17 protein-coding genes are annotated in these 24,340 nt (G+C 73.6%); 4 read left to right on the top strand and 13 right to left on the bottom strand.

Annotated elements, in window-relative coordinates; all coding sequences use genetic code 11:
• Positions 1-298: 298 nt before the first annotated feature.
• The 3 genes from ACYVO2_RS35555 to thyX form a co-directional block, all read right to left on the bottom strand.
• Positions 299-1,984, bottom strand: coding sequence for a ribonuclease J (locus tag ACYVO2_RS35555; protein ID WP_461012246.1), 1,686 nt, complete (start codon positions 1,982-1,984; stop codon positions 299-301).
• Between the two features lie 223 nt (positions 1,985-2,207).
• Complete coding sequence (gene dapA, locus ACYVO2_RS35550; RefSeq protein ID WP_461012245.1) at positions 2,208-3,107, bottom strand: 4-hydroxy-tetrahydrodipicolinate synthase; 900 nt, start codon at positions 3,105-3,107, stop codon at positions 2,208-2,210.
• Between the two features lie 224 nt (positions 3,108-3,331).
• Complete coding sequence (gene thyX, locus ACYVO2_RS35545) at positions 3,332-4,081, bottom strand: FAD-dependent thymidylate synthase (protein WP_461012244.1); 750 nt, start codon at positions 4,079-4,081, stop codon at positions 3,332-3,334.
• 203 nt (positions 4,082-4,284) lie between these two features.
• Here thyX and ACYVO2_RS35540 point away from each other — a divergent pair, with 203 nt between their 5' ends.
• A complete protein-coding gene (locus ACYVO2_RS35540) occupies positions 4,285-4,839 on the top strand; it encodes a hypothetical protein (RefSeq protein WP_461012243.1) in 555 nt (184 codons plus the stop codon).
• A 78-nt stretch (positions 4,840-4,917) separates the two neighbouring features.
• Here the strand turns inward: ACYVO2_RS35540 and ACYVO2_RS35535 are convergent, their stop codons facing one another.
• The 6 genes from ACYVO2_RS35535 to eccD all read right to left on the bottom strand — a co-directional run bounded on the left by ACYVO2_RS35535 (position 4,918) and on the right by eccD (position 12,330).
• The gene (locus tag ACYVO2_RS35535) at positions 4,918-5,346 is read right to left on the bottom strand and encodes a hypothetical protein (RefSeq protein WP_461012247.1); all 429 of its coding nucleotides are present in this window, start codon (positions 5,344-5,346) and stop codon (positions 4,918-4,920) included.
• Positions 5,347-5,437: 91 nt separating this feature from the next.
• Positions 5,438-6,256: a 4-hydroxy-tetrahydrodipicolinate reductase gene (dapB, locus tag ACYVO2_RS35530; protein WP_461012242.1), complete on the bottom strand. Its 819-nt coding sequence runs from the start codon at positions 6,254-6,256 to the stop codon at positions 5,438-5,440.
• Between the two features lie 85 nt (positions 6,257-6,341).
• The gene (locus ACYVO2_RS35525; RefSeq protein ID WP_461012241.1) at positions 6,342-7,742 is read right to left on the bottom strand and encodes a M16 family metallopeptidase; all 1,401 of its coding nucleotides are present in this window, start codon (positions 7,740-7,742) and stop codon (positions 6,342-6,344) included.
• Positions 7,739-9,976: a polyribonucleotide nucleotidyltransferase gene (locus ACYVO2_RS35520; protein ID WP_461012240.1), complete on the bottom strand. Its 2,238-nt coding sequence runs from the start codon at positions 9,974-9,976 to the stop codon at positions 7,739-7,741. Before ACYVO2_RS35520 ends, ACYVO2_RS35525 begins: the two co-directional genes overlap by 4 nt.
• Positions 9,977-10,446: 470 nt before the next feature.
• Entirely contained in the window at positions 10,447-10,734 is a 288-nt protein-coding gene (gene rpsO / locus ACYVO2_RS35515) for a 30S ribosomal protein S15 (RefSeq protein ID WP_461012239.1), read from the bottom strand.
• Positions 10,735-10,866: 132 nt separating this feature from the next.
• Positions 10,867-12,330: a type VII secretion integral membrane protein EccD gene (gene eccD, locus ACYVO2_RS35510; RefSeq protein ID WP_461012238.1), complete on the bottom strand. Its 1,464-nt coding sequence runs from the start codon at positions 12,328-12,330 to the stop codon at positions 10,867-10,869.
• A gap of 597 nt (positions 12,331-12,927) precedes the next feature.
• Here eccD and eccCa point away from each other — a divergent pair.
• Positions 12,928-16,878 carry a type VII secretion protein EccCa gene (eccCa, locus tag ACYVO2_RS35505; RefSeq protein ID WP_461012237.1) on the top strand — a complete coding sequence of 1,317 codons (3,951 nt, stop codon included), beginning with the start codon at positions 12,928-12,930 and terminating at the stop codon, positions 16,876-16,878.
• Positions 16,879-17,041: 163 nt separating this feature from the next.
• Here the strand turns inward: eccCa and ACYVO2_RS35500 are convergent, their stop codons facing one another.
• From ACYVO2_RS35500 to eccB, 4 genes are all read right to left on the bottom strand, one after another.
• Complete coding sequence (locus tag ACYVO2_RS35500) at positions 17,042-17,338, bottom strand: WXG100 family type VII secretion target (RefSeq protein WP_461012236.1); 297 nt, start codon at positions 17,336-17,338, stop codon at positions 17,042-17,044.
• Between the two features lie 37 nt (positions 17,339-17,375).
• Positions 17,376-17,714 (bottom strand): WXG100 family type VII secretion target, encoded by a 339-nt coding sequence (locus ACYVO2_RS35495; RefSeq protein WP_461012235.1) that lies wholly within the window; start codon positions 17,712-17,714, stop codon positions 17,376-17,378.
• Positions 17,715-17,788: 74 nt separating this feature from the next.
• Positions 17,789-19,018, bottom strand: a complete 1,230-nt coding sequence (gene mycP, locus ACYVO2_RS35490) for a type VII secretion-associated serine protease mycosin (RefSeq protein ID WP_461012234.1) — start codon at positions 19,016-19,018, stop codon at positions 17,789-17,791.
• Between the two features lie 167 nt (positions 19,019-19,185).
• On the bottom strand, positions 19,186-20,739 hold the full coding sequence (gene eccB, locus ACYVO2_RS35485) for a type VII secretion protein EccB (RefSeq protein WP_461012233.1): 1,554 nt from the start codon (positions 20,737-20,739) through the stop codon (positions 19,186-19,188).
• A gap of 406 nt (positions 20,740-21,145) precedes the next feature.
• Between eccB and eccE the strand changes: the two genes are divergently transcribed.
• Both eccE and ACYVO2_RS35475 read left to right on the top strand, forming a co-directional pair.
• Positions 21,146-22,435 carry a type VII secretion protein EccE gene (gene eccE, locus ACYVO2_RS35480; RefSeq protein ID WP_461012232.1) on the top strand — a complete coding sequence of 430 codons (1,290 nt, stop codon included), beginning with the start codon at positions 21,146-21,148 and terminating at the stop codon, positions 22,433-22,435.
• Positions 22,435-23,223 carry a hypothetical protein gene (locus ACYVO2_RS35475; RefSeq protein WP_461012231.1) on the top strand — a complete coding sequence of 263 codons (789 nt, stop codon included), beginning with the start codon at positions 22,435-22,437 and terminating at the stop codon, positions 23,221-23,223. Before eccE ends, ACYVO2_RS35475 begins: the two co-directional genes overlap by 1 nt.
• Positions 23,224-24,340 lie beyond the last annotated feature (1,117 nt).

Here is a 24,340-nt window from a genome sequence, read left to right as displayed (position 1 = left end):
TCGAGGGGGTATCAACTTCTGGCGTTGATTTTTGGCACGCTGTTGAGTTCTCAAGGAACGGAAGCTTTCCGCTCTTTTTCTTCTTTTCGCTTCCGGCCTTTCGGCCTTCGGCGTGTTCCAGACTCTAGCACATTTCTTCGGTCCGGATTTCCGCCCCGCTTTGGGCACACACGTTTCCGGTGCTCCCTGCGCGGCGGTGTTGTAGAAGGTACTTGGCCGGGCGCCCCGGAAGCAAATCCGCCCCGGGGCCGGCTCGGTGGCCGGGCCCCGGGGCGCCTGGGCGCGGGGGTTGGCGGGGCTAGACCTCCACCACCACGGGCAGGATCATCGGCCGCCTGCGGTAGGTGTCCGACACCCACTTGCCGATCGCCCTGCGCACCAGTTGCTGCAACTGGTGGGGCTCCGCGACGCCGTTGGCCGCGGCGGTGGCGAGCGACTCCTCGATCTGCGGGAGCACCTCGGCGAACGCCTCGTCGTCGATGCCGGAGCCACGGGCCTGGATGTGCGGGCCCCCGACGAGCTTGCCGGTGCTGGAGTCGACCACGACGAAGACCGAGACGATGCCCTCCTCGCCGAGAATGCGCCGGTCCTTCAGCGACGCCTCGGTGATGTCGCCGACGGACAGGCCGTCCACGTACACGTAGCCCGCCTGGACCTTGCCGACGATGCCGGCCTTGCCCTCCACCAGGTCGACCACCACGCCGTCCTCGGCGATGACCGTGCGCTCCCTGGGGATGCCGGTCAGCATGCCGAGGTCGGCGTTGGCCCGCAGATGGCGGTACTCGCCGTGGACGGGCATCAGGTTGCGGGGCTTGCAGATGTTGTAGAAGTACAGCAGCTCGCCCGCCGACGCGTGGCCGGAGACGTGGACCTTCGCGTTGCCCTTGTGGACCACGTCGGCGCCCCACCGGGTCAGGCCGTTGATCACCCGGTAGACCGCCGCCTCGTTCCCCGGGATCAGGGAGGAGGCCAGGATGACGGTGTCGCCCTCCATGATGCGGATCTGGTGGTCCCGGTTGGCCATCCGGGACAGCGCCGCCATGGGTTCGCCCTGGGAGCCGGTGCAGATCAGCACCACGTCCTCGTCCGGCAGGTCGTCGAGGGTCTTGACGTCCACGACCAGGCCGCCGGGCACCTTCAGGTAGCCCAGGTCCCGGGCGATGCCCATGTTGCGGACCATCGAGCGGCCGACGAAGGCGACCTTCCTGCCGTACTCGTGGGCCGCGTCCAGGACCTGCTGGATGCGGTGCACATGGCTGGCGAAGCTGGCGACGATGATCCGGCGCTCCGCCTTGGCGAAGACCTGCCGCAGCACCGGGGTGATGTCGCGCTCCGGGGAGACGAAGCCGGGGACCTCGGCGTTGGTGGAGTCGCTCAGGAGCAGGTCGATGCCCTCCTCGCCGAGGCGGGCGAAGGCGGGCAGGTCGGTCAGGCGCCGGTCCAGCGGCAACTGGTCCATCTTGAAGTCGCCGGTGTGCACGACCAGGCCCGCGGGGGTGCGGACGGCCACGGCCAGCGCGTCGGGGATGGAGTGGTTGACCGCGACGAACTCGCAGTCGAAGGGGCCGATGCGCTCGCGCTGCCCCTCCTTGACCTCGAGCGAGTAGGGGCGGATGCGGTGCTCGGCGAGCTTGGCCTCGATCAGCGCCAGCGTGAGCTTGGAGCCGATCAGGGGGATGTCCGGCTTCTCCCGCAGCAGGAACGGCACGGCGCCGATGTGGTCCTCGTGGCCGTGGGTGAGGACGATGCCGTCCACGGCGTCCAGGCGGTCCCTGATGCAGGAGAAGTCCGGCAGGATCAGGTCGACCCCGGGCTGCTCTTCCTCCGGGAAGAGCACACCGCAGTCGATGATCAGCAGACGTCCGCCGTACTCGAAGACGGTCATGTTGCGGCCGATCTCTCCCAGGCCGCCCAGGGGCGTGACCCGCAGGCCGCCCTCGGGCAGTTCCGGAGGGGGGCCGAGTTCAGGGTGCGGATGGCTCAAAAGACTCTCCTCACCATGCGCGCCACCTGCCTTCGGCCAGCCGAGGACACGTGGCGCGCATGACAATCGTGCACTTGCTTGGCATGGTGCGTCGTGTTGTCAGCGATCGGTACTGCCTTGCCTTCGCGGGCCGCAGCGGCAGCGGGGCGCCGGTCACGGGAGGACACACGCCCCGGCCGTCGGCACGCGCACGCGTGGGGCGGCCGTGCGTCAGGGCCGTTGTCTAAAGCTGTACCCCGCCTGCGGCCAGATCCTTCTTCAGGCGGGCGGCCTGCTCGTCGCCGATGCCCACCAGGGGCAGCCGCAGCGGGCCGCCGGGCAGCCCGCGCCAGGCCAGGGCGGCCTTGACGGTGATCACGCCCTGGGTGCGGAAGATCCCGGTGTACACGGGGAGCAGCCGCTGGTGGATCTCGGTGGCCTTGGCGACGTCGCCCGAGGTGAACGACTCGACCAGGGCGCGCAGCTCCGGGGCGACCAGGTGGCCGACGACCGAGACGAGGCCCACGGCGCCGACCGAGAGCAGCGGCAGGTTCAGCATGTCGTCGCCGGAGTACCAGGCCAGGCCGCTGCGGGCGATCGCCCAGCTCGCGGCGCCGAGGTCGCCCTTGGCGTCCTTGTTGGCGACGATCCTGGGGTGCTCGGCGAGCCGGACCAGGGTCTCGGTGTCGATCGGGACCCCGCTGCGGCCCGGGATGTCGTACAGCATCACCGGCAGGCCGGTCGCGTCGGCGACAGCGGTGAAGTGCCGCCGCAGACCCTCCTGCGGGGGCTTGTTGTAGTACGGGGTGACGACCAGCAGGCCGTGCGCGCCGGCCCGCTCGGCCTGCCGGGCCAGCTCCACCGAGTGCCGGGTGTCGTTGGTGCCGACCCCGGCGACGACGAACGCGCGGTCGCCGACGGCCTCCAGGACGGCCCGGACGAGCTGCTCTTTCTCCGCATCGCTGGTGGTCGGCGACTCACCGGTGGTGCCGTTGACGACAAGGCCGTCGTTGCCGGCGTCCACCAGGTGCGCGGCGAGGCGCTGGGCGCCGTCGACGTCGAGGGCGCCGTCCGCGGTGAACGGCGTGACCATGGCGGTCAGGACCCGCCCGAAGGGGGTCTGCGGTGTGGAGGTCGGAGCCATGGGTCCAACGCTACTCGCAGCGGGGCCGCACGTGCCCCCCAGGGGATGTGTGATCCGTGGTCCTCGCTGGTCGGACGGGTTGCCGCGGCCCTGGGGCCGGGGTTCCCGAAGCGGGGATTCCGGCACTGCCTGCTCGGGGGTCCAAGCAGTACCGGAATCAGCTCCCACCCTAGATGAACCTTATGAAACTGCGCAATTCGGACACCGCTGGAGCGCGGCCGCGCTCAGGGGCCGACGCGTCCGTTGGCGTTGAACGCCGCGTGGGTGAGCGGCATCAGGCCCGCCCACAGCGCCTCCATCCGCTCGGCGACCATCTCGATCTCGCGCTGCGGGAAGGAGGGCACGGCCGCGTTCTCGTGGCGGGTCCGCAGCGACAGGAAGTTCATCAGCGACCGGGCGTTGCAGGTGGCGTACATCGAGGAGTACAGACCGACGGGCAGCACCGACCGGGCGACCTCCCGGGCGACCCCGGCGTCGAGCATCTCCTGGTAGGCGGCGTAGGAGCGCCGGTAGGACTCCCGCATCGCCTCGGAGACGACCTTGTGCTGCTCCGGGGTGCCCTCCACGAACTCGTACTTGCCCGGACGGCCCTGCTGCACCAGGCGCCGGTCCTGCGCCGGTGTGTAGAACACGGGCTTCAGCTCCCGGTACCTGCCCGACTCCTCGTTGTAGGACCACCCCACCCGGTGCCGCATGAACTCGCGGAAGACGAAGATCGGGGCGCTGATGAAGAAGGTCATGGAGTTGTGCTCGAACGGGCTGCCGTGGCGGTCGCGCATCAGGAAGTTGATCAGGCCCTTGGAGCGCTCCGGGTCCTTGGTCAGCTCCTCCAGGGACTGCTCCCCCGCCGTGGAGACGCGGGCCGCCCACAGCACGTCCGAGTCCGCCGCGCTGTGCCTGACCAGTTCGACGGTCACGTCGCTGCGGAAGACGGCGTCGCCGCCGTCGTTCGGGCCGGTGGGATGGGTGGTCACCTCGGGGTCCTCCTGGATCGGCCGGGACGGGTGCGCCGGTCGGCGCGCCGGGCCACTTTAACCAGGCGGGTCCGGACGGGGGGATCGGGCGCCCCGCTTCCGGCGGATCCCCGCGTCCCTGTGGGCTCGGCCGGGCTCGTCCGCTAGCCTCACCGGTCACAGCCGTATCACGCGTGCAGCGGAAAGCAGTGGTGAAGCAAGCCGTGTCCCTCTCCATCCTGTCCGCCGACAGCGACCGCGACCCCGACGAGCAGCTCGGCGGCACGCTGCCGCACGAGCCTTCGCAGCAGTGGGTGCGCCCCTACCGGCCGGGGCCCTGCCGGGTCGGCGTGGCCGCGCTGGCCCTGGTGGCCGCGTCGTTCCTGCTGTTCGGCGCGCTGGTGACCGCCATGTCCGGGGCGGTGTCCGCGGCCGGGACGATCCTCGGCTGCGCGCTGGCGCTGGTCGCGGGCACGGTGCGGATGCTGCGGGTGGGGATCTGGGTGAGCGACCGCGGGCTGCGGCAGGTGGCGCCGCTGCGGACCGTCACCCTGCCGTGGGACCGGGTCGCCGCGGTGCGCACCTCGCAGCAGCCGGTGCGGCTGCTCGGGCTGCCGCGCACGGTGCAGGGGCAGGCGGTGCTCGTCACCCGTTCGGATGGCTCGGTGATGACGACGCTGCTGACGGACCACAGCGCCGACTTCCTCGCCCGCCCGGAGGCGTTCGACCGGGCGGCGGACGCGGTGGAGGAGTGGGCGGTACGCGCTCCGCGCGGCTGAACGTCCCCGCTCGGCGGGCGGCGTGCCCGGGGGCCGCGTCACGGGTCGCCGGCCGGGGGCCGCGCGGGGCCCGCAGGCTCAGGCGGCCGTGGAGCGCTCGGCGTCGCGCAGGGCGATGGCGCGCTGCATCGCCTTGCGGGCGCGCGGGGTGTCGCGGGCGTCGTGGTAGGCGACGGCGAGCCGGAACCAGCAGCGCCAGTCCCCCGGCGACGCCTCGCACTCCGCCTTGTAGCGGGCGAACACCTCGTCCGCGGAGGCGCGGTCGATCCGGCCGCCCGGGGTGCGCCGCAGCTCGTCCGGCGGCAGCCCGCCCTCGGCCTCCAGCTCGTCCGCGAGCTGCTGGCTGCGGCGGACGAACTGGTACGCCCGCCACAGGAACCAGCATCCGATCAGCGGCAGCACGAACACGGCCAGGCCGAACAGCACCGTCACCGGGCGGCCGTCGCGGACCAGGATGACGCCGCGGCTGCCCGCGAGCACGAAGTAGAACACCAGCGCCACCGACATCACCACGAAGGTGAGCTTGCCCTTGGCGCCCTTGGAGCCCTTGGGGCCGTCGGTGCCCTTGGCGGCTCCGTTCCCGGGGGAGGTCATCGGGTCACTCCGGGTCCGCGGCGGCGGGGGCGGCGGTGCCGGTCCCGGTGCCGTCGGCGTCGTCGAACAGGAAGTGCTCCAGGCCGAACGTCAGGCCGGGCGCGGAGGGCACGCGGCGCACCGCGAGCAGCACCCCCGGCATGAACGAGGAGCGGTTCATCGAGTCGTGCCGGATGGTGAGCACCTCGCCGGCGTCCCCGAACAGCACCTCCTGGTGCGCGACCAGGCCGCGCAGCCGCACCGCGTGCACCGGCACCCCGTCCACGTCCGCGCCGCGGGCGCCGGGCAAGGAGGTGGTGGTGGCGTCCGGCTGCGGGGCGCACCCGGCCTCGCGGCGGGCCCGCGCGATCAACTGCGCGGTGCGCGCCGCGGTGCCGCTGGGGGCGTCGGCCTTGTCCGGGTGGTGCAGCTCGACGATCTCCACCGACTCGAAGAAGCGGGCGGCCTGCTGGGCGAAGCGCATGGTGAGCACGGCCCCGATGCCGAAGTTCGGCGCGATGAGCACGCCGGTGCCCGGGGAGTCGCCGAGCCAGCCGCGCAGGGCGGCCAGGCGCTCGTCGGTCCAGCCCGTGGTGCCGACGACGCCGTGGATGCCGTTGCGGACGCAGAACTCCAGGTTGCCCATGACCGCGTCGGGGTGGGTGAGCTCCACCGCCACCTGCGCCCCGGCCTCCACCAATTGCTCCAGCTTGTCGCCGCGGCCGAGCGCGGCCACGAGCTCGAGGTCGCCGGCCGCCTCGACGGCCTGCACGGCCTCCGCGCCCATCCGGCCCCGGGCGCCGATGACGCCCACGCGCAGCCTGCTCCCACGGTTGTCGCTCATCACGGTCTCGCGCTCTCCACTGGCGGAACTACTGGCGGAACTGGAAAAACGGTCAGGGTCCACTGTCGCGGCCCGGCGGGCGCGGTCACGCCACGGCCTCGTGCAGGGCCGCGGTCTGCCGCTCGTCGAACGGCCCGATGGCGGCCAGGGACGGGCGGTGGCCCAGCACCTCGGCGGCGACCTCGCGCACCTCGTCGGGGGTGACGGCGGCGATCCGCGCCAGCATGTCGTCCACCGAGAGCTGCTCCCCCCAGCACACCTCACTCTTGCCGATGCGGCTCATCAGGGAGCCGGTGTCCTCCAGGCCCAGCACGGTGGAGCCGGACAACTGGCCGACGGCGCGGGAGAGCTCCTCGTCGGTGAGGCCGTGCTCGGCGACGCGGGTCAGCTCGTCGCGGCAGATCTTGAGCACCTCGCCCGCGCGGCGGGGCTGGCAGCCCGCGTACACGCCGAACAGGCCGGAGTCGGCGTAGCCGGAGGTGTAGGAGTACACCGAGTAGGCCAGGCCGCGCTTCTCGCGGACCTCCTGGAACAGGCGCGAGCTCATGCCGCCGCCGAGCGCGGTGTTGAGCACGCCGAGCGCCCAGCGCCGCTCGTCGGTGCGGCACACGCCGGGCAGCCCGAGGATGAGGTGGGCCTGCTCGGTGGGCCGGTCGAGCACGCCGACCTTGCCCGCGGTGCGCAGGGCGCGGCTGCCGCCGCGCGGGGGCGCGGGGACGGCGGCGGGGTCGCCGAGCGCGCCGGCCCTGGCGAACTCCTCCTGCACCTGGCGGACGACCCTGTCGTGGTCCACGTTGCCCGCGGCGGCGACCACCAGGTGCTCGGGGCGGTAGCGGCGCCGGTAGAAGCCGGCGATCCGGTCGCGGGTGAGCGCGTTGATGGTCTCCACGGTGCCCAGGACGGGGCGGCCAAGCGGTGAGTCGCCGAACATGACCGTGGCGAACAGGTCGTGGACCTGGTCACCGGGGTCGTCCTCGGTCATGGCGATCTCCTCGAGCACCACGCCGCGCTCGGAGTCCACGTCCTCGGCCCTGATCAGGGAGCCGGTGAGCATGTCGCAGACCACGTCGACGGCCAGCGGCAGGTCGGCGTCCAGCACACGGGCGTAGTAGCACGTGTACTCCTTGGCCGTGAACGCGTTCATCTCGCCGCCGACCGCGTCGAGCGCGGCGGAGATCTCCAGGGCGCTGCGCCGGGCGGTGCCCTTGAACAGCAGGTGCTCCAGGTAGTGGGTGGCGCCGTTCAGGGCCGGGGTCTCGTCGCGGGAGCCGACGCCGACCCAGATGCCGAAGGTGGCCGAACGCACCGTGGGCAGGGACTCGGTGACCACGCGCAGGCCGCCGGGCAGCACCGTGCGGCGCACCTCGCCCCCGCCGCCCGCGGGGGCGGTGGCGGCGGTGGCGGCGCCGCGGTGGGCCCGCCGCCGCGGGACGGCCCGCCCCCGGATGGAGGGGCGGGCCGTCGGGCACGGGATGCCGGGTGTCACTTGTCGCTCTCGTCCTTGCCCTCGGCGGCGTCGGCCTCTTCGCCCTCGATGACCGGGATCAGGGAGAGCTTGCCGCGCTGGTCGATCTCGGCGATCTCGACCTGGACCTTGGCGCCGACGCTGACGACGTCCTCGACGTTCTCCACCCGCTTGCCGCCGGCGAGCTTGCGCAACTGCGAGATGTGCAGCAGGCCGTCCTTGCCGGGCAGCAGCGAGACGAACGCGCCGAAGGTCGTGGTCTTCACCACGGTGCCCAGGTAGCGCTCGCCGACCTCGGGCATCGTCGGGTTGGCGATGCCGTTGATCGCGGTGCGGGCGGCCTCGGCGGAGGGGCCGTCCACGGCGCCGATGTAGATCGTGCCGTCGTCCTCGATGGTGATGTCGGCGCCGGTGTCCTCCTGGATCTGGTTGATCATCTTGCCCTTGGGGCCGATGACCTCGCCGATCTTGTCCACCGGGATCTTGATGGTGATGATCCGCGGGGCGTTGGGGGACATCTCGTCCGGGGAGTCGATGGCCTCCAGCATCACGTCCAGGATGTGCAGACGGGCGTCGCGGGCCTGCTTCAGCGCCGCGGCGAGCACGGAGGCCGGGATGCCGTCCAGCTTGGTGTCGAGCTGGAGGGCGGTGACGAACTCCTTGGTGCCGGCGACCTTGAAGTCCATGTCGCCGAACGCGTCCTCCGCGCCGAGGATGTCGGTGAGGGTGACGTAGTGGGTCTCGCCGTCGATCTCCTGGGAGATCAGGCCCATGGCGATGCCGGCGACGGGGGCCTTCAGCGGCACGCCCGCGTTCAGCAGCGACATGGTGGAGGCGCAGACCGAGCCCATCGAGGTGGAGCCGTTGGAGCCGAGCGCCTCGGAGACCTGCCGGATGGCGTAGGGGAACTCCTCGCGCGTGGGCAGCACCGGCAGCAGGGCCCGCTCGGCGAGCGCGCCGTGGCCGATCTCGCGGCGCTTGGGGGAGCCGACGCGGCCGGTCTCGCCGGTGGAGTACGGCGGGAAGTTGTAGTTGTGCATGTAGCGCTTGCGCGTCTCGGGCGAGAGCGTGTCGAGCTGCTGCTCCATCCGGAGCATGTTGAGGGTGGTGACGCCCAGGATCTGGGTCTCACCGCGCTCGAACAGCGCCGAGCCGTGCACGCGGGGCACGACCTCGACCTCGGCGGCCAGGGTGCGGATGTCGGTGACGCCGCGGCCGTCGATGCGGACCTTGTCCTTGATGACGCGCTCGCGGACCAGCTTCTTGGTCAGCGACCGGTAGGCGGCGGAGATCTCCTTCTCGCGGCCCTCGAACTGCGGGAGCAGCTTCTCGGCGGCGAGCGCCTTGACGCGGTCGAGCTCGGCCTCGCGGGCCTGCTTGCCGGCGATCGTCAGGGCCTGGGAGAGCTCGTCGGTGACGGCGGCGGCCAGCGCCTCGTACACGTCGTCCTGGTAGTCGGGGAAGCGCGGGAACTCGGCGGCCGCCCGCTTGCCGTTGCTCTGCGCGGCCTTGGCGGCGAGGTCGGCCTGCGCCCTGCACAGCACCTTGATGAACGGCTTGGACGCGTCCAGGCCGGCGGCGACGATCTCCTCGGTGGGGGCCTGGGAGCCGCCCTCGACCAGCTTGATCGTCTTGTCGGTGGCCTCGGCCTCGACCATCATGATCGCGACATCGCCGTCGTCGAGCACCCGGCCGGCGACGACCATGTCGAAGACGGCCTCCTCCAGCTCGCTGTGGGTGGGGAAGCCCACCCACTGGCCGCGGATCAGCGCCACCCGGACGCCGCCGATCGGACCGGAGAACGGCAGCCCGGCGAGCTGGGTGGACGCGGAGGCGGCGTTGATCGCGACCACGTCGTACAGGTGCTCGGGGTTGAGCGCCATGATCGTCGCGACGACCTGGATCTCGTTGCGCAGGCCCTTGGCGAAGGACGGGCGCAGCGGCCGGTCGATGAGGCGGCAGGTGAGGATCGCGTCCTCGGAGGGGCGGCCCTCGCGCCGGAAGAAGGAGCCGGGGATGCGCCCGGCGGCGTACATGCGCTCCTCGACGTCCACCGTCAGGGGGAAGAAGTCGAGCTGCTCCTTGGGGTGCTTCGACGCCGTGGTGGCCGAGAGGACCATGGTCTCGTCGTCGAGGTAGGCGACGGCGGAGCCGGCGGCCTGACGGGCCAGGCGGCCCGTCTCGAAGCGGATGGTGCGGGTGCCGAAGGGACCGTTGTCGATCACTGCTTCGGAGTAGTGGGTCTCGTTCTCCACTGGGGAATTCTCCTTGGATGCGTCCGGTTCACCCGCTGCGGGGCGGACCGGGTCCCGGTGGAGCGTCCCTCTCGCGCCGTTCGCGGCCCTGGCCGGGCCGGTCTTCGATCGAAGCCTCCGGGACCCCCGCACCCGTGGTGGGGGTTCCCGGCTGCCACTACCGAGGACCGGCGCCTCCTGGCTCCGACGCCGACGGTTCCGGGCGCTCCTTCCGGTGTCCTGTTTTCGATGTTCGTGTGTCGTGTGGTACTGCTCGCGGTCCAGACTACAAAGCTTCGCCGGACCGCACGACGGCAAGATCCGGGCGGGTGTCCGCCCGATGCCCTCGGTGACGCGCGTAACCGCTTCCGGCCGCTCTAATCCCCCGATGCCCCGGGTGCCGCCACGGAAGGCGGAGCGGGGCGCCGGGACGGCGGTATGGGAAAGGGAGCGGCCCCCAGCTTCCGGGAACCGCTCCCTGCCCTCGCGTCCTAGCGGGCGCCCGCCGCGCCGCGGCGGATGCCCAGCCGCTCGACCAGCGTACGGAAGCGCTGGATGTCCTTCTTGGCCAGGTACTGGAGCAGCCGGCGGCGCTGGCCGACCAGCAGCAGCAGACCACGGCGGCTGTGGTGGTCGTGCTTGTGGGTCTTCAGGTGCTCGGTGAGGTCGGTGATGCGGCGGGTCAGCAGCGCGACCTGCACCTCGGGGGAGCCGGTGTCACCCTCCTTCGTGGCGAACTCGGCCATGATCTGCTTCTTGGTTGCGACGTCGAGAGACACGTGGCTCCTTCGGGGTTGCGCTGCCCGCCGAGTGCCCCTGGTCTGCTTCACAGGGGTGCTTACGGAACTCGTGCGGGGAACCGCCCGGGCAGGCCGGTTTCGACCGGCGCACGAACGGGCCCCATCAGCCTATCAGCCGCTCGTCATGCCCCTCGCACTGGCGTAGACGTCCAGTACCGCCAGGCACAGCGGCACCAGCGACAGCAGCACGACCGCGTCCGTCATGTCCAGCACCCGGCCCCAGAACGGGGACACGCCCGTGCGCGGCACGATCAGCCCGATCGCCACCAGCAGCGCGGCGCCCGCGGCCACGCAGCCCGCCAGCCACAGCGTGCGGACGTCGGCCTCGTTGCCGGTGCCGAGCACCACCGCGCGCACCACCTCGTACGGCGGGTTCAGCGCCAGGCCGAGCACCAGCAGGCAGACGGTGACGATGCCCGACACCAGCAGGCAGGCGACCTGCACGGTGTAGCGGAACAGCCGGGCGCGCAGCAGCATGGCCGCGCCCGTGGCCAGCGCCAGCAACTGCGGCCAGGTGTCCTCGCTGAAGCCGAGGACGGCGCCGCTGCCCACGACCACCGCGGAGCAGCCGCCGACCAGGCCGAGCAGCAGCTCGTGGCCGCGGCGGGCCTGGGCGGCGATGCGCCGGAAGTCCACCGGGTCCTCCTCGCGCAGGTCGGTGCTGCGCTCCTCGGACCTGGCCAGCTCCTCGGGGGAGCGGAAGCCGATGGGCAGCCGGGCGAAGCGGGACGACCAGCCGGGCAGGAACGCCACGAACGCCACCCCCGCGACGGCGCTGACGGAGGCGACCTCGCTGGGGTCGGAGTCGGTGACGATCATGCCGAAGGTGGTGAGGGTGCCCACGGCGGAGACGAAGGCGGCGGCCACGAACGGGGCGTCGCCCCGCGGGGTGAGCGCGATCAGCAGCACGGACGCCACCAGCACGGTGACGCAGCCGAGCAGGAAGTGGAGCCTGCCCGGGCCCTGTCCCGCGTCCGGGGCGAGGATGCCGGAGCCGGCGATGAGCAGGTGCGGCAGCGCGGCCAGGCCGAGCGCCAGGGAGGAGGCGCGGTCGTCGTAGACGCGGGCGCGCACCCCGGACAGCGCCACCAGCACCAGGCCGGTGCCGCCCGCGATGATGCCGGGCAGGCTGTGCATGTCGTGCTCGACGGGGTCCGCGAACCACAGGACGAAGCCCATCATGACCAGCAGCAGCACGCCCGCGACCAGGCCCGCGGCGCGCATCAGCTCGTCGCTCCAGGCGTGGCGGTCCTTGGTGACCGCGGAGGCGATGGCGTCCACGACGTCGTCGTAGACGGCGGGCGGCAGCGACTCCGCGAACGGGCGCAGGGCGAGCAGCTCACCGTCGAGCACCCGCTGCGCGGCGAGCGACAGCCCCGCGTCCAGCACGGTGCCGTCGCGCCGCACCAGGTGGAAGCCGGAGGGTTCGCCGACGCCCTGGGTCTGCCCGGACAGGCGCAGGATCTCCGGGTAGACGTCGGCGAGCGGTATGTCCTCCGGGAGCGCGACGTCGATCCGGCTGTCCGGAGCGACGACGGTGACCCGGCAGTAGCCGGTCGCTGCGGTCATGCTCACCGGGCTTGTTCCCCCTCGGTCTGGTTCCGGTCGGTCGGCGGCCGGGTCCCGTGGCAGCGGCGCCCGGGACGGGTGCCCGCCGGGACGGCCCGGCCTGGTACCGGCCGCGGGCGGCACCCTATCGCCCGGACGGGTGACGGGGCCGGGCGGGACGCGGGGCGCCGCGGCGGGTCACCCCGTACTACTCGCGCATCCGGCGGGGTTCGCGCAACCCCGGGCCGGGGCGGGGGCGCCGGGCGGATGCGGGTCCGGCCGCGCTCGGGTCGCCCGGTCGGGTGACGGTGCGCCGGGCGGGGACGGGTCACCCGACCGGGCCCGGGCCCGTGCGCGGCGGGGGTGACGTGCGGCCGGGCACCGACGCGGGGTCGGCCGGAATGCGCAGATCCGATGGAGGCCCCGGAGCCCGCGCGGGGTGCCGCAGTAGGATCGTCGCCTGCGCAGGCTCGGCGCGGACTGCCTCGGCGAAGCCGCCGCGCGGCGCCCGCCGGGCCGAACGGGGGAGCGCCGCCGCGTTTCCGTTCCCTGTGCGCCCCCGGACACGTACAGCCGCGCCCCTCACGCCCGGGTGCGGTGACGAGCAGCAGGGCTGGTGCGAAGTTGAGCGTTGTCATCGTGAAGCGGCCCGCGCGGGCGCTGCCCCCGGCGGTCCCCACGGAGGAAATCGCTCTCGAGGCTCCCCCGGAGATCCCCCGGGACCACGGCGAGAGCTGGCTGATGAACCTGCTGCCGCTGCTCGGCATGGGCGGCTCGGCGGCGTTCTTCTTCATGCCGAACTCGGCGCCCTTCATGAAGGTGATGGGCGGTCTGATGATCGCCTCGACCATCGCCATGGCGATCGCGCAGATCGTGCGGGCCCGGCAGGGCTCCTCCGGGCAGATGGCCGAGACCCGCCGCGACTACCTGAAGTACCTGGCGCAGATGCGCCGTCAGGTGCGCCGCACCGCGCGGCAGCAGCGCGCGGCCCAGTTGTACCTGCACCCGGCGCCCGACCAGCTCTGGTCGCTGGTCGCCGAGGGCAAGCGGGTGTGGGAGCGGCGTCCCGGCGACCCGGACTTCGCGCAGATCAGGGTGGGGCTCGGGCCGCAGCAACTGGCCACCCCGCTGGTGGCGCCGCAGACCGCGCCGCTGGACGAGCTGGAGCCGCTCACCGCGAACGCGATGCGGCAGTTCCTCGCGGCGCACGGCACGCTGGACGGGCTGCCGCTCGCGGTGTCGCTGCGCGCGTTCTACCACCTGACGGTCTCCGGGGAGCCGGAGACGGTGTACGGCACCGCGCGGGCGATGCTGGCGCAGTTGACCGCGCTGCACTCGCCGGAGGACCTGGTGGTGGCGGTGGTGACCGCGCCGGGCTCCGCCGGGGAGTGGGAGTGGACGAAGTGGCTGCCGCACACCCAGCACCCGTCGCAGGTGGACGGGGCGGGCAGCGTCCGGCTGATCGGCGGCAGCCTGGCCGGGATCGAGGAGCTGCTCGGGAGCCGGCTGGAGAACCGCCCGCGCTTCAACCGGGACGCGACCCCGCTGGTGGAGCAGCCGCACCTGGTGGTGGTGCTGGACGGGGGAATCGTTCCTGCCGACTCGGCGTTCGCCGCGGCCGAGGGCTTGCAGGGCGTCACCATCGTGGAGGTCATCCCCGGGGAGCTCGACGAGCTGCGCGGCGGGCTCGCCGTCGAGGTGCGGCCGGGGCGGCTGCGGCTGCTCTCCGGCGGCGGCGCCTTCGAGGGCGTGCCCGACACCCTGGGCGCGGTGCAGGCCGAGTCCCTGGCCCGGCAGTTGGCGCCGCTGCGGGTCGGCAGCGGCGGTGACGACGACGAGCCGCTGCTGGCCAACCTGGACTTCACCGACCTGATGGGGATCGGCGACGCCGGCTCGGTGGACGTCGCCCGCACCTGGCGGCCGCGCTCCCTGCACGACCGGCTGCGGGTGCCGATCGGCGTCGGCGAGAGCGGCGAGCCGGTGATGCTGGACCTGAAGGAGTCCGCGCAGGAGGGCATGGGCCCGCACGGCCTGTGCGTGGGCGCCACCGGCTCCGGCAAGTCGGAGCTGCTGCGCACCCTGGTGCTGGGGCTCGCGGTCACGCACTCCTCCGAGACGCTGAACTTCGTGCTCGCCGACTTCAAGGGCGGCGCCACCTTCGCGGGCATGTCGAACATGCCGCACGTCGCCGCCGTCATCACCAACCTGGCGGACGACCTGACGCTGGTGGACCGCATGCGGGACGCCATCACCGGCGAGCTCCAGCGGCGCCAGGAGCTGCTGCGGGCGGCCGGCAACTACGCCAACATCCACGACTACGAGCGGGCGCGGGCGGCGGGCGCGCCGCTGGAGCCGCTGGCGACGCTGGTGATGGTGCTGGACGAGTTCAGCGAGCTGCTGACCGCCAAGCCCGAGTTCATCGACATGTTCATCCAGATCGGCCGCATCGGCCGGTCGCTCGGCGTGCACCTGCTGCTGGCCTCGCAGCGCCTGGAGGAGGGCAGGCTGCGCGGCCTGGACACCTACCTGTCGTACCGGATTGGCCTGCGGACGTTCTCCGCGGCCGAGTCCCGCGCCGCGATCGGCGTGCCCGACGCCTACCACCTGCCGTCGGTGCCCGGCTCCGGTTACCTCAAGACCGGCACCGACTCGATGGTGCGGTTCAAGGCTGCGTACGTCTCCGGGGTGTACCGCAGCGGCGTGAGCGGCACCGGCGGGTCCCGCGGCTCGTCGCCGCGCAGGCCCGTGCCGTTCTCGGCCGCCCCCGTGGCCCTGCCCGCCACCGCGCCCGACCCGGACCCGGTGCCGGTGCCGCCGGTGCAGGACGACGCCCTCGCCGACACCGTGCTGGACGTGATCGTGCGCCGCATGGAGGGCCAGGGCCCGCCCGCGCACCAGGTGTGGCTGCCGCCGCTGGCGGACTCCCCGTCCGTGGACCAGTTGCTGCCGCCGCTGGCCGCCGTGCCGGAGCGGGGGCTCACCGCGCCGGAGTACTCCGCGCTCGGCAAGCTGGTGGTGCCGGTGGGCATCGTCGACAAGCCGTTCGAGCAGCGCCGGGACCTGCTGTACCGGGACTTCTCCGGCGCGGCCGGGCACGCCATGGTCGTCGGCGGCCCGCGCAGCGGCAAGTCGACGCTGCTGCGCTCCCTGATCTCGTCGTTCGCGATGACGCACACCCCGGCCGAGGTGCAGTTCTACTGCCTGGACTTCGGCGGCGGCGGCCTGGTGGCCGTGGACGGCCTGCCGCACGTCGGCGGGGTGGCCAGCCGCCTGGACGCGGAGAAGGTGCGGCGCACCGTCGCGGAGGTCCGCGGGATCCTCAACCGGCGCGAGGAGACCTTCCGCGCCCGGGGCATCGACTCGATCGGCACCTACCGCCAGCGGCGGGCCGCCGGCCGGTTGCCGGACGAGCCGTGGGGCGACGTGTTCCTGGTCATCGACGGCTGGGGCACCTTCCGGCAGGACTACGAGCTGCTGGAGCCCGTCGTCACCGACATCGCGGCGCGCGGCCTCAACTACGGCGTGCACGTCGTCATCTCCGCCTCCCGCTACATGGAGGTCCGCCCCGCGTTGAAGGACCTGCTGCTCAACCGGCTCGAACTGCGGCTGGGCGACGTGATGGACTCCGAGATCGACCGGAAGGTCGCCGCGAACGTGCCCATCGGCGTGCCGGGCCGCGGCCTGACCCCGGACAAGCTGCACTTCCTCGCCGCCCTGCCGCGCATCGACGGCTCCTCCTCCGCGGAGGACCTGCCGGACGGCACCGCGGCCATGGTGCGCGCGGTCGGGGAGGCGTGGACGGGGCAGCCCGCGCCGAAGGTGCGCATGCTGCCGAGGATGCTCACCGCGGACTCGCTGCCGAAGGGCTTCGAGCACCCCGACCGGGGCGTGGCGATCGGCGTGGACGAGACCAACCTGGCGCCGGTGTTCGTCAACTTCGAGACCGACCCGCTGTTCGTGGTGTTCGGCGACAGCGAGTCGGGCAAGACCGCGCTGCTGCGGCTGATCGCCAAGCAGATCTCCGAGCGGTACACCCGGGAGGAGGCCCTGCTGGTGGTGGGCGACTACCGCCGCTCCATGCTGGGCGCGCTGCCGGAGAGCCATCTGCTGGAGTACGCGGCGACGTCCACCGCGATGGACCTGCACATGACGGAGCTGAACAAGCTCATCGAGCGGCGGGCGCCCGGCCCCGACGTCACCCCCGCGCAGCTTCGCGACCGCAGTTGGTGGAGCGGCCCGCAGGTGTTCGTGATCGTGGACGACTACGAGCTGGTGGCCTCGGGCAGCGGCAACCCGATGGCGCAGTTGGCCGAGAACCTGCCGTTCGCCCGGGACGTGGGCCTGCGCTTCATCGTGGCGCGCAGCTCGGGCGGCGCGTCGCGGGCGCTGTACGAGCCGTTCATGCAGCGGATGAAGGAGCTGGGCGCGCAGGGCGTGCTGCTGTCCGGCGACCCCGGCGAGGGCGAGCTGCTCGGCAGCGTCCGGGCCCAGCCGATGCCGCCGGGCCGCGGCTTCTTCGTCAGCCGGCGGCGGGGGGCGCCGCTGGTGCAGTTGGGGTGGCTGCCGGACCGCTGAGGCCCGGAGCACGGCAGGGGGGCGCGGGAGCCCGGTCGCTCCCGCGCCCCCCTGCCGTGTGCGGCGGCCCCGCCCGGCACGCCGAAGGGCGGGCCCGTCCCGCGACGGCATGCCGAAGGGCGGGCCCGTCCCGATGGATGGGCCCGCCCCGGGTGCGCGTCCGTCAGTAGCCGGCCGAGAAGTACGACGACGTCTTCTTGTCCGTCGCGCTGTAGCTGCCGCTCGCGCTCTGGACGCGGGTGGCCACGTCGTTCAGCGTGGTCTGGATGTGCTCGGCGCGCTTGCTCCACTCCCTGGCGGTGGCCTGGAAGGCCTGGTAGGTGTCGCCCTCCCAGGTCGCGGCGACGCGCTGGACGCGGCCCAGCAGGTCGTCGAGCTGGCGGCGCAGGTCGGAGGCCGCGGACCGGATGTCGGCCGCAGCCTGGTCCAGCGAAGCGTAAGTGACCTTCAGTTCGGACATGGTTCCCCCTCCGAGGCGGAAGTTGGTCGGACAGCCCTTACAGACCCGCGATGCCGCTGCCGGCCGCGCTGCCGTTGACGTCGATGGACTTCAGGCTCTGGAGCACGTCCGCCTCGTTCGACTGGCTGGCGAGGTTGGTGTCGTGCACGGCGTTCTTGATGCCGTCCAGGATCCGGCGCATCGCGTCGTGGTCCTCGTTGAGGGCCATCTGCTGCGAGCGGAACGTGTTGGCCGCGATGCCCTTCCAGTCGGCCTCGATCTGCGTGATGACGTTGGCGAGCTTCTGGAGCTGGCTCGTCAGGGCGATGCTGACGGAGTCGATGTCGCCCTCGAGGCGGCGCAGCTCGTCGTACGTTACTTTCTGGGTGCCTGACATGGCCCACCTTCCCCCATGAGTTCCTGGTGCGCCGCTGGCGGCGCCCATGGCTGTCGGTTAACTGTAGTCAGTGGCTAGGACCTTTTCCTGCGCCAGTCCCGAAGGGCCACGCTCCCTCCCGCCAGCAGGGTCACCGCGACGACCGCGGCGACCAGGACGTAGGTGGCGTGGCGCTCCTGGCGCTCCTGCGGCGTCTCCGCGAGGGTGAGCTCGCGCGGCAGGACGCGGTGCGCGCTGCGCACCACGTTGGTGTCGGGGACGGGCTCCGACCGGGGCTTGCCGTCCTCGGTGAGGGCCTTGACCGGGTCGACCACGCCCCAGCCGACGAACGGGTCGTGGCCGAGCGCCGTGCGCTGCGCGGTCTGCTGGATCTGGGCGATGACCTGGGTGTTCGTCCACTCCGGGTGCTTGGCGCGGATCAGGGCGGCGACCCCGGCCACGTACGGCGCGGAGAAGCTGGTGCCGTTGTCGACGCACTGGCCGCCGCGGGGCACCGTGGAGACCATGTCCACGCCCGGGGCGGCGATGCCGACGAACTCGCCCGACTGGGAGAACGCGGCGCGCTCGTTGTTGCGGTCGGAGGCGCCGACCGCCAGGACGCCGGGCAGGGCCGCGGGGTAGGTGTTCTTGAACTTGCCGTCGGCGCCGTCGTTGCCCGCGGAGGCGACCACGACGACGTCCTCCTCCACCGCGTGGGCGATCGCCTGCGCCAACTGGGACTGGGGCGGGAGGACCTGGGTGGTGTCCTGGGAGATGTTGATCACCTGGGCGCCCTTGTCCACCGCGTACCGCACGGCCTGCGCCATCTTGTCGGCCTTGCCGCTGTTGTTGGCGTCGTTCTGCCGGATCGGCAGGATCCTGGCCTCCGGTGCGAGGCCGACGAAGCCGGTGCCGGGCGCGGGGCGGGCCGCGATGATGCCGGCGACCTTGGTGCCGTGGCCGACCTCGTCCTTGGTGCCGTCACCCTTGGACTCCAGCAGGTCCAGGCCGTTCTTGGCGTCGACGGCGCCGCGCAACTGCGCGTTGCTGTCGTCCACGCCGGTGTCGATGACGGCGACGGTGACGCCCTTGCCCTTGGTGTCCTGCCACAACTGGTCCAGCAGGACGCGCTGGAGCGACCACGGGGTGCCCTTGACGGGCTTGGCCGGGAAGGTGCACTGCTCGCCGCTGGCGACCTTCGGCCCGTCCGGCACCCCCGGGTCGGCGGCGGCCAGCGGGGCGGCGGGGCCGAGCAGCAGCCCGAAGGTCACGCAGACGGCCGCGGCGACGCGGCCCGTCCTGTGCCGTTCGGTGTGCGCTCCCAAGTGGACTTCTTCCCTCACCGGTAGAGCCTGCTCCCCATGTCTTCCGGAACCCTAGCCACCGCCCTCCGCGGCCCCAACCCCGGGACGGCAAACGGTTACGAGCCTATGACGTTGCCCGCGCTCCCCCGCCGCGCGCCCGCGCGCCCCCCGTCATGTCCGCCGCCCCGTCAGGAGCCCTGCGGCTGGGCGGCGCTGCGGGTGTTGAGCGCCGGGCCCTTGGACAGGAAGCCCGACCAGGTCTGCGGCACCACGGGCAGCGAGTCGATCTTGTCGTAGCCGAGCCGGACCTGGGCCTCCCGCTCGGCGGCCTGCTGCTCCTTGGGACGGGTGCCGGTGACCGGGCGGTCCGCCTCGCTGTCGTCGTTGGCCGACACCGAGTAGCGCAGCCCGGTGTCGGTGACCAGGTAGGTGGGGCCGCTCTTCGGGTCCGCGGTGATCTCCCGGTACAGCAGGCCCTTGCCCGGGGTGACGTAGGCGCCGGCCGCGCCGTCCACGATCTCGGTGGGGTAGTCGTTGCCCGCCCACACGCTCAGGTCCGGGCGGCCCTTGGCGCCGACGGTGCCCCGGTAGACGCTGCACGCGACGGTGCGGCGCCGGCCCTCGGCCTCCTCGGTGTTGACCGGGTCGGGGATCGCCTCCGGCCAGCGCACCCCGGCGGGGAACGGGGTGCGGTCGGGGGACACCGCGGAGAGGGCCACGTCCACGGCGCGCGGGGTGCGCCCGCCGTACGCGTCGAGGGTGCGCTCGTCCTTCAGCAGCAGGTTCGCGGTGAAGTCGGAGATCAGCTCCACCTTGTCGCGCATCACGACGTAGTGCTGGGTCCGCCCGCCCGGGGAGGACTTCAGCACCGTGCCCACGGTGTTCTGCCCCTCGGTGAGGCCCGGGACCTCGGAGGTCTCACCGAGGCCGGGGATGTCGGGGAAGAAGATGCCGCCGCCGTCGTTGAGGGAGTCCAGCCAGTCGTCGGTGACCCGCTGGGGCCTGGCCTCCTCGCCGAACAGGGCGCGGCGCAGCAGCTCCATGTACGTCCTGGACTGGGACTTCCAGTTCTCCCCACCCAGCAGGAAACGCGTCCCCCGCGGGTCCACCAGATAGGTGGCGCCGTCCCCGCCCTGCACGTACAGCGCCTGCGCGCCCTTCAGCCGCCGCTGGCCCTCGACCGCGTCCTCGTCCCTGCCGCCGAGCACGAACACCGCCCGGTCGGTGCCGCCGCCCGCGCCCGGCCGCACGCACACCACCCACTTCTTGGCCTCCGCGGCGTCGCCCCGCTTCGGCAGGCGGTCCGGGGCGTAGGGGATGCCGATCGTGGCGCCGTGCGGCAGCTTGTCGAGCTCGGACTCCTTGACCTTGATGACCTTGCCCTTGCCCTCGTCGAGCAGCAGCTTGGCGGAGGCGAAGTTCAGCACCGGGTGCAGTTGCCTGGGCAGCTTCCGGCCGTTCTCGTCCTCGCCCTCCAGCACCACGTAGCGGGTCGTGGACTCGCTGCCGACGATGATGTACTCGCCCGGGGTGCTCCAGCCCTTGGGCGCGGTGGGCTTGATGATGCCCCAGGCGCCGAACCCCACCAGGATCAGGCTCCCGACGACGATGCTCGGCAGCACCGCGCGCAGCGCCCGCGGGGCGCCCTCCTCCGAGCCCGAGGGGGTCGGCTGGAGGAACGCCGCCACGGTCCGCCTGCGGGCGAAGGTGTAGGCGTTGAGCAGGTCCTTGCGCGAAGCCATCGCTTCCGTCTCCCCGTGGTTCGGTGCGCTCCGGGCGCGGGCATCGACTCGTGCCGTCCGCCGCTACTATGCCGTCCGCCGCGGCGCACGCCGGACGGGGGGCCGCTGACGGGCACTCGGGCGGGCCCGGGACGGCGGGCGGGAGGAGGCAGGAGCCTACCGGAGCCGCCGCCGGCCGTCCCGCACCGGGACGGCACCGCGGGCGGCGCGCGCCCCGCGGCCCGCGCCGCCCCCCGCCGCCCCGCCGCCCCGTCTGTCGCCGCGCCGCGCCGTACCGGTACGGTTCCGGTACGCCGGACCGGGCCGCCGCGAAGCCGCCGCCCGAGGGCGGCGACCTGCGGGGCGCGACGCCCGCGCCGCCGCACCAGACGTACCTGACGTGACACATGAGGGGTCGAACCGGGGGATGAGCAGCGCTACCAGGGCCCGGCGCCGCGCCGCGCCGCGGCGGGCCGCAGACCCGGCGGGCGGGGCGCGGCAGCGCACGCCCGCCGTTCCGCGTCCGCACCCCAAGCCGGGCACGCTCGGACCGGTGCGCCTCCAGCAGGTGGTGCTGGTGGAGGTCGCCGCCGCGCTGGTGCTCATCGGCCTCGTGGGCAGCCGGGTGCTGCTGGCGCCGCTGGCCGCCGTGGCCGCGGTGCTCGTCGTGCTCGCCGTCGTCCGCAGGCACCGCCGCCCGCTGCCGGAGTGGCTGGGGACGGTGCTGGCGCTGCGCGCCCGCAGGCGCAGGGCCGCCGCGGAGCCCGCGCCCACCGGGGTGGACCCCGGGCTCGCCCCCGCCGTCGAGTGCGACCCGGCGCTGCGCACCTACACCTACATCGACCGCGACCGGCGCTCGGTCGGCATGGTCGGCGACGGCACGTTCCTGACGGTGGTGCTGCTGGTGCAGGGCGCCGACGCCCCGCTGCGCCCCCTGCGCGGACAGCGCCCGCTGCCGCTGGAGCTGCTGCACCAGGCGCTGGAGGTGGACGACATCGTCCTCGCCTCGGTGCAGGCCGTGCAGCACACCCAGCCGGCGCCCGCCGCCCACCTGCCCGAGCAGGCGCTCGCCGCCCGCTCCTACGCCCCGCTCCAGGCCCAGACCGGCACCCCGGGGCTGCGGCTGACCTGGGTGGCGCTCAAGCTCGACCCGGAGCTGTGCCCCGAGGCGGTGCGGGCCCGCGGCGGTGGCCTCGGCGGGGCGCAGCGCGCGGTGCTGCGCGCGGCCGACCAGTTGGCGAGCCGTCTGGCGGGGGCGGGCTTCACCGCCACGGTGCTGGACGAGCCCGAGCTGATCGCGGCCATCGCCACCTCGGCCTGCGCCAGCCCGCACGCCAGCGCGGGCCGGGGCGCCCAGGGCGGCCGCCGCACCGTGGAGACCTCGCGGGCGTGGCGCTGCGACGACCGCTGGCACACCACGTACTGGATCGGCCGCTGGCCGCAGTTGCCCGAGGGCCGCAGCCCCGACCTGATCAACCTGCTGACCTCGGTGCCCACCCTGGCCAGCACCTTCAGTCTGACCGCCACCCGCGGCACCGGCCGCTCGCCCGCGCTGACCGGCCATGTGCGGGTGACCGCCCGCAGCGACACCGAACTCGTCGCGGCCCGCCGCCAGTTGCAGCGCCACGCGAACGGGGTCAAGGTGGGCCTGGTCCGCCTGGACCGCGAGCAGGTCCCGGGTGTGCTGGCCACGCTGCCGTTGGGAGGTACCCGCTGATGGCCGTTCCCACCGTGCCGCCGTCGGTGCGCCGCCCCGTGCCCGCCCCCGGTTCCGGCGGCGACGGGGCGGGGCAGGGCCCGCGCCGGGCCAGACCGGGCTTCGGCCTGATCGGGCCGCGCCGCAACCGGCACGTCGTCCCGCCCGACCAGTCCTCCGGGATCGCGCTGCCCGTCGGCGACGACGGCGTCGTCATCGGCGTGGACCCGCTGAACCAGCCGGCGGTGCTCGGCCTGTTCCGCCCCGCCCAGTTCGACGTGGTGCTGGTCGGCGGCGTGTGGCTGGCCCAGGTGATCGCGCTGCGGGCGGTGGCGACGGGCGCGCGGGTCGCGGTGGAGACCGGCCGCGGGCCGGTGTGGCAGCCCATGGCGCAGGCGGCGGGCGGCGGCATGCAGTCCGTGGCCGTGCACGCCGTCGGGCAGGTGGCGCCGCAGGGCCCGTCGGTGTCCAGCCCGGTCCTGGTCGTGCGGGACTGCGGGGCCAGACCGCCGCGGAGCAGGCTCGCCGCCGGGCCGTGGCAGTCGGTGCTGACGCTGCTCCCGTACCTCGGCCCGAACGCGCCGCGGCTGCTGGGCAACGCGGACATCGTCGGCGTCCAGCGCGTCTCCCCGCAGGAGGCCGAGGTGATCGGGCAGGTGATGGGCCTTCCGGCGCAGGAGGCGCAGGCGCTGTCCTCGCTCGGGGACAACGTCACCCTGTGGTGCACCCGGCGCCACCGGCAGTTGGTGACGACGCTTCCCACGGAGCCCGAGAGCGGACTGCTCGGCGCCCCGCGCCGGGTGGACTGACGCCGCGAGGGGCCGCCGCGGGCGACCGTTACCCAGCCGTTGTCTGGCGGCGACGGGGCACCGTGCGCGCCCGCACCGGCCCTGACATCGGCTTTTCGCGGGCACCCCGGCACGGACGGGCCTGCCGTCGCGCGGGCGCGCACGATTAGGCTGTGCTCTGCGGCGGCATGGGACAGGCAGGCCCCTCACGGGCCGTTCGCCCCTCGCTCCGGCCAGGAGCGCGAGCCGGGGCGGCCCGATGCCCGCGAACGGGAGGGAACACAGCATGAGCGTCGTCTCCCGGGGACCGCACGCGCGCACAGGGGGCACCGGTTCCATACCGGTGGGCGGACAAGCAACACAGGAGGCGCAGCAGTGAGCAGCGATCGGGACGACGTCTACGAGGGCGAGAACGCCCCCGAGGAAGACGAGGAGTGGTCCGGCGCCGACTACACGCCTCCGGCCTGGTACGTGCAGAACAGCCCGGCGTCCGCGCCGGCCCCGTCCCCGGCGCCGGCACCGGCTCCGCCTCCCGTGATGAGCCCGCCGCCGCCTCCGCCGGCACCGGCGCCCGCTCCGGAGCCGACGCCGCCCCCGGCACCGGCTCCGGCCCCGGCTCCCGCTCCGGCCCCGGCTCCGGCTCCGGCTCCGGCTCCGGCTCCGGCTCCGGTGGCACCGTCCCCCGCGCCCGCCGCGGAGGACCCCGCGCCGGCGCCGTCGGAGGGGGCCGGGCCCGTGGTGCCGCCACCGCCGACCGGCCCGCCGGTCGTGCCGTTCCCCGCGCCGGCCGCGGCCCCGGAGGACGAACCGCGGAGCGACACCCCGCCGGAGGCCGCTCCCGTGCCCGGGCCGGCGCCTGAGCCGCGCCCCGAGCCGGAACCCGAGCCCGAGCCGGCACCGGCACCGACCCTGGCACCGGCACCCGAGCCGGCACCGGCACCCGAGCCCGCGGCCCCGCCCCTGCCGCCTCGACCGCCCGCTCCGATCCCGGCCTGGCCGGGCCCGCCGGCCGCGGCGGCACCGCGGCCGGCGCCGCGGGCCCCCGCTCCCAGGCCGGCACCGCCGCCCGCGCCGCCGCCAAGTCGGAGGCCAAGCGGTCTTAGGAAGACAATCGGAAGGCACAACTCCTTGGCTCACA

This window comes from Streptomyces capparidis, from assembly GCF_054782095.1.
The sequence above is the reverse complement of the archived record's forward strand: the minus strand, read 5'-3'. Positions and strand labels throughout refer to the sequence as shown.